This is a genomic window from Microbacterium sp. (assembly GCF_047607465.1).
Classification (GTDB): Bacteria; Actinomycetota; Actinomycetes; order Actinomycetales; family Microbacteriaceae; genus Microbacterium.
In genome coordinates this window covers 1-5,798 of record NZ_JASGCY010000102.1, presented here as the reverse complement: position 1 = coordinate 5,798, position 5,798 = coordinate 1, and the positions used below count along the sequence as shown (strand labels likewise).

5 protein-coding genes are annotated in these 5,798 nt (G+C 64.9%); 2 read left to right on the top strand and 3 right to left on the bottom strand.

All coding sequences use genetic code 11. The features are described 5' to 3' along the window. Nucleotides 1-737 (bottom strand): PucR family transcriptional regulator ligand-binding domain-containing protein (locus tag QM568_RS14420; protein ID WP_415139871.1); only part of this gene is annotated, 737 nt, incomplete at its 3' end. Between the two features lie 95 nt (nt 738-832). On the opposite strand from QM568_RS14420, the gene QM568_RS14415 reads away from it, so the two are divergent. Both QM568_RS14415 and QM568_RS14410 read left to right on the top strand, forming a co-directional pair. After that, nucleotides 833-2,317, top strand: a complete 1,485-nt coding sequence (locus QM568_RS14415) for a CoA-acylating methylmalonate-semialdehyde dehydrogenase (RefSeq protein WP_415139870.1) — start codon at nt 833-835, stop codon at nt 2,315-2,317. A gap of 19 nt (nt 2,318-2,336) precedes the next feature. Further along, entirely contained in the window at nt 2,337-3,725 is a 1,389-nt protein-coding gene (locus tag QM568_RS14410) for an aspartate aminotransferase family protein (RefSeq protein WP_415139869.1), read from the top strand. Between the two features lie 500 nt (nt 3,726-4,225). Here QM568_RS14410 and QM568_RS14405 read toward each other — a convergent pair whose 3' ends face one another. Together QM568_RS14405 and QM568_RS14400 are read right to left on the bottom strand one after the other, a co-directional pair. Beyond that, nucleotides 4,226-5,248 (bottom strand): hypothetical protein, encoded by a 1,023-nt coding sequence (locus QM568_RS14405; protein WP_415139868.1) that lies wholly within the window; start codon nt 5,246-5,248, stop codon nt 4,226-4,228. 83 nt (nt 5,249-5,331) lie between these two features. After that, nucleotides 5,332-5,798: IS630 family transposase (locus QM568_RS14400; protein ID WP_415139867.1), on the bottom strand; the 467-nt coding region annotated here is incomplete at its 5' end.

The window sequence follows — 5,798 nt, the reverse complement described above, 5'->3', positions numbered from 1 at the left end:
CCGGCCGGGTGCGCGGGCCCCGGCAGCGCCGAGAGCGTGCCCCACCGCACGCCGCGCGCCTCGACGGGCACCGGCTCGGCCTCGCCGAGGCCTGCGATGACCTCGGCCACCGGCATCCGCAGGCCCTCGAGGGCGATGACCTCCTGCGCGAGGTTCTGCAGCACGACCGGCGCCCCCAGCGCCCTGGCCGTCTCGGCCACGACGACGTCGGCGGGAGCGCCCTGCAGGCTCAGTGCGGTGAACAGCTCGTGCAGGCGCTGGCGCTCGCCCAGCGCGTCGGTCTGCGCGGCGATGAGCGCGCGGTGCACGGCTTCGGTGACGGCGACGAACTTCACCTCGCGGGTGAGGGCCACCAGCGCCAGGCCGAGCTCAGCGCAGGTGCGAGCCACCGCCTCGGGGATCGTCCGCAGCGCGTCGCCCAGCTCGACGACGATGCCGGCGATGCCCGCCCGCCCGAGCGCCCGCACGAGCTCCCGCAGGGCGACGTCGTCGGCGGGCCACCCCGCCCCGGTGCTCAGCAGCAGCTCGCCGCCGTCGAGCAGCCGGGCGACACCGGCACTGTCGGAGGCGTGCGCCCAGCGCACCTCCGCGTGAAGCGCGGCGCCGCCGACGACCACCTCGGGCGCACCGGCCTGCAGCACCGGCTCGGCGAGCACGTCCGCCACCGTGAGCAGCGCTCCGACGGGGTCCGGACGATCTGTATGATTGCGCGCGATCTCCTGACGATCTGACACCATGATCCGCCGATCTGCTCTGTGATCATTGAGGAGAACCAGCGTAGCGAACCTCGGCCAGAGTGTTCGAGCAGCGCACAGAAGCTCGAAGGAGAACCGTGGACATCGTCCGTCACGTCATCAACGGGGTCGAGACCGCAGAGGCGGCCCGCACCGGTCAGGTCTTCAACCCCGCCACCGGCGAGGTCACCAAGGAGGTCGCGTTCGCCTCCACGGCCGAGGTCGAGCAGGCCATCGCCGCCGCGGCAGCGGCCCTTCCCTCCTGGCGCGGCACGAGCCTCATCAAGCGCGCCGACGTCTTCTTCCGCCTGCGCCAGCTGCTCAAGGAGCGCACGCCGGAGCTTGCCGCGATCGTCACGAGCGAGCACGGCAAGGTGCTCTCGGATGCCGCCGGCGAGGTCTCGCGCGGCATCGAGAACGTCGAGTTCGCGGCCGGCCTCGTGCACCTGCTCAAGGGCGAGCGCAGCGAGCAGGTCTCCGGCGGGGTCGATGTGCACTCCGTGAAGCAGCCGGTGGGCGTGGTCGCGGCGATCACGCCGTTCAACTTCCCGGTGATGGTGCCGCTGTGGATGATCGCCTCGGCGATCGCCTGCGGCAACACGGTCGTGCTCAAGCCCAGTGAGAAGGACCCCTCTGCGGCGATCTTCATCGCGAAGCTCTTCGCGGAGGCCGGACTCCCGGCCGGCGTCCTCAACGTCGTCAACGGCGACAAGGAGGCCGTCGACGCGCTCCTGGACTCGCCGCGGGTCAACGCCATCAGCTTCGTCGGCTCCACCCCGATCGCCCGCTCGATCTACCAGCGCGCCTCCGCGAACGGCAAGCGCGTGCAGGCCCTGGGCGGCGCCAAGAACCACATGGTCGTGATGCCGGACGCCGACATCGACGCCGCCGCCGACGCTGCGGTCTCCGCCGCGTACGGCTCGGCCGGCGAGCGCTGCATGGCCGTCTCGGTGCTCGTCGCGGTCGGCGACATCGCTGACGACCTCGTCTCGGCGATCTCCTCCCGCATCGGGGGGCTCACGATCGGCGACGGCACGGATGCCGCCAGCGAAATGGGCCCGCTCATCACCCGCGAGCACCGCGACAAGGTGGCCTCCTACGTCACGGGGGCTGAGGCCGAGGGCGCGAAGGTCGTCGTCGACGGCACGGCCCAGCAGTTCGACGCCGACGGCTTCTTCATCGGCGTCAGTCTGATCGACGACGTGAAGCCCGGCATGAAGGTGTACGACGACGAGATCTTCGGCCCTGTGCTCTCGGTCGTGCGCGTCGAGACGTACGCCGAGGCGGTCGACCTGGTCAACTCCAACGCCTTCGGCAACGGTACGGCGATCTTCACCCGCGACGGCGGCACCGCCCGCCAGTATGAGTTCGACATCGAAGTGGGCATGGTCGGCGTGAACGTGCCGATTCCCGTGCCGATCGGCGCATACTCCTTCGGCGGATGGAAGGATTCGCTGTTCGGGGATTCGCACATCTACGGCCCCGAGTCGATCCACTTCTACACCCGCTCCAAGGTCGTCACCACCCGCTGGCCCGACCACACCCCCTCGCAGATCGACCTCGGCTTCCCGAGCAACCACTGAGCGTCAGGAGAGCATCGACATGACCAGTTACACCGACCGGTTCGGCGCTTCCCACGCGCTCCCCGCCCCCGAGGCTGACGCCCAGGTGCGCGCAGACGACCGAGGACACGTCTTTCACTCCTGGAGCGCCCAGGGCCTCATCGACCCGCTACCGGTGGCTGCAGGCCTTGGCGCAACATTCTGGGACTACACGGGCCATGCCTACCTCGACTTCTCGAGTCAGCTGGTGAACCTGAACCTGGGGCACCAGCATCCCGATCTCGTCGCCGCGATCCAGCAGCAGGCGGGGCGTCTTGCGACCATCCAGCCGTCGATGGCGAACGACGTGCGCGGCGAGCTCGCCCGCCTCATCGCCGAGGTCGCCCCCGATGGCTTCGAGAAGGTGTTCTTCACGAACGGCGGCGCCGAGGCGAACGAGTACGCCGTGCGCATGGCGCGGCAGTCCACCGGCCGCCGCAAGGTGCTGTCGATGTACCGCAGCTACCACGGCTCCACCGCCACCGCGATCTCGCTCACCGGCGACCCCCGCCGCTGGGCGAACGACACGGTCGACTCTGGCGCCGTGCGCTTCTTCGGCCCGTACCTGTACCGCTCGCCGTTCCACGCAGAGACCCCGGAGCAGGAGGCCGAGCGCGCGCTCGCGCACCTCGAGCAGACGATCCAGCTCGAGGGCCCGCAGACGATCGCGGCGATCATCATCGAGACGGTGGTCGGCACCAACGGCGTGCTCATCCCGCCGCCCGGCTACCTGCAGGGCGTGCGCGAGCTCTGCGACCGCTACGGCATCGTGTACATCGCCGACGAGGTCATGGTCGGCTTCGGGCGCCTGGGCGAGTGGTTCGGCATCGACGCGTTCGATGCGCGTCCCGACCTGATCACCTTCGCGAAGGGCGTGAACTCCGGCTATGTGCCGCTCGGCGGTGTCGTGATCTCCGAGCGCATCGCGAAGGCGTTCGACACCGTGCCGTTCGCCGGCGGCCTCACGTACTCGGGTCACCCGCTCGCGTGCGCGGCGGGGGTTGCGACCTTCGAGGTGTTCCGCCGTGACGGCATCCTCGAGCGCGTGCGCGATCTCGGTGCGCGGGTGGTGGAGCCGACGCTGCGGTCGTGGGTGCACAAGCACCCGTCGGTCGGCGAGGTGCGCGGCCACGGGTTGTTCTGGGCGATCGAACTGGTGCGCGACAAGGAGACCCGCGAGCCGCTGGTGCCGTTCAACGCGACCGGTGCGGATGCCGCCCCCATGGGCGCCTTCGCCGCAGCCGCGAAGAAGGCCGGGGTGTGGCCGTTCACGCACTTCAACCGCGTGCATGTCGCTCCCCCGCTGGTGATCAGCGAGGACGAGCTCGTGCGCGGTCTCGCCGCGATCGACGAGGCACTCGAGGTCGCCGACGCGTACGCGGCGCAGTAGCCGCTCACGGGAAGTATGGCGCCACCTACCAGATATCGATAAAGGGCGTTCGTCGTGGCCCACGACTATTGAATTACCGCGCCTGGTCGCCCTGCGCGTCCACCTTGGCGTGACACAGCAATTCAAGACCGCCTCCGACCAGCGCGAATGCCCCGCCCATAATCGCAGCGGGAATTGACAACGGATGGTCCGCACCAAATGCAGAAAAAGCAACTCCTGCGCTTAACAGGCACGGGACAAGTAACATCAGGGACGCCGCCAAGAAGGAAATTCGGATAAACTTCAGAATCAACAAATGCGCTACGTGCCAGATGCCTAGTCCCGCAACACACCCGAAGACGATACCTACCGGAATACCCCACAACAATATTCCCCATGGCGCATTCGCAGAGTCGGCGTCCGGGACCGAGAGCGCCGCCAGAGCCACTCCGCACACCGCTCCGGAAGCCCCTGCGACGAGCAACCTGATTTTGCCAATAGATCCCGAAACCATCGGCGTTCTACAGCGCTGGTCTTCGAATCAGATTGGCAAGGAACGCGGCCCACGTCTCCCCCGCAACCGCCTGGTTGACAGCATTAGCAGCCGCGCCTCTGTCGACCTTAATATGTGCACTGACCGAGATGTGCAACCATCCGGATCTATCATTGTAGAAGCGGAAATTGATCGTTGAGTCCTTCCCATCAAAATGACCCGCTAGTGCTCGAAAATTGAACCCATTGCTGACGATTGCGCTCACTCGCACCGGTGCGGGAATTTTGGTAAACGAGAAAGGGCTTGCGTTCAGTGTAATGTTCTGGTTCAGGGCAGGGAACGCCTTCGGAGCTCCCGCTACGGGGAAACTGCAGTTGAAGCATCGGCGAAGCTCCGCCATAACCCGCGCAGGAGTCGCTTTTTCCTTACCGGTTATCAGGTAAAAGGATGCATGATCGACACTGTAGTTCCATGCCGGGTCCGCAACCACGGGGAAAACCGCGCCAGTGTAATCGATCGTCTGTGTGAGAATGTTGTCTTCTAGCCTATATTCCGTCGAGAGCGATACGCCATTTGCGTCTACCGCCCATGGCTCGGCCAGATCAACGACGTAACGATCATTGGCATCAAGCATTTTGTAGGCATCGTCGACTTTGACGAGATACGGGTCCGCGATGCCATCGATCTCATAGGATGTCGTTGCGATATCCGTAGACGTCAAAGGCTCACTATGAATCGTCGTTATCAGACGAGCTCCGGTCTGAGTTTCATCTGAGTAAAGCGTTGATTCGATGGGAATGTCGGCGGTCACGGTAAACGATTGGCCATCAAGCCCTTCCGGAGACAGGCCAAACTGCGCATCGTTTGTCTCGATTTTTAAATCGACACCTTCTTCGCCATAGTATCTCTCGACTGCATCTTCAGTTGCGTCTTCGATGTTCACCTCACCGAAATCGTCGGATGCGACTGCTGCATTCGCCCCGAAGATCACACTAAATCCAAGTCCCAGCGTGAGCGCAAAAGCGAGTGATATCGATGAGATTTTCTTCATTACACTCCTCGTTTTCCGACGGAGTGATGATTTCCTCTCCTTGATCATTCATAATGGAGTCGAACTCAAAAGTCAAGCCCAAGCTAGTGTCGCGTTTCTGAAGTTGGTTGACGGTTCGCTTTCTTGAGGATTTCGTCGGCGGTCTTGGTCCAGACGAAGGGGTGTTTGCGGTCGTTCCAGCCGGTGATGAATTGCCGGATCTTCGCGTTCAGGTCCTTCACCGAGGTGAAGACGCCGCGGCGGATGGCTTGCTTGTCGATGATGCCGAACCAGACCTCGACGAGGTTCAGCCATGACCCGGATGTCGGAGTGAAGTGCACGTGGAACCGGGGGTGCTTCTCCAGCCAGTCCTTCACCTCCGGGGTCTTGTGGGTGGCGTAGTTGTCCATCACCAGATGCAGATCCTGCTCCGGGTAGGCGCGATCGAGCTGGCGCAGGAAGGCCAGGAACTCCTGCCGGCGGTGCTTGGGCTTGACCGCGCCGGTGACGTGGCCGGTCGCGATCTCCAACGCCGCGAACAGCGTCGTCGTGCCATGCCGTTTGTAGTCGT

Bases quoted from the DNA above. Each gene is read 5' to 3' on its own strand.
- QM568_RS14410 (WP_415139869.1), top strand. From the start codon at position 2,337: ATGACCAGTTACACCGACCGGTTCGGCGCTTCCCACGCGCTCCCCGCC.
- QM568_RS14405 (WP_415139868.1), bottom strand. From the start codon at position 5,248: ATGAAGAAAATCTCATCGATATCACTCGCTTTTGCGCTCACGCTGGGA.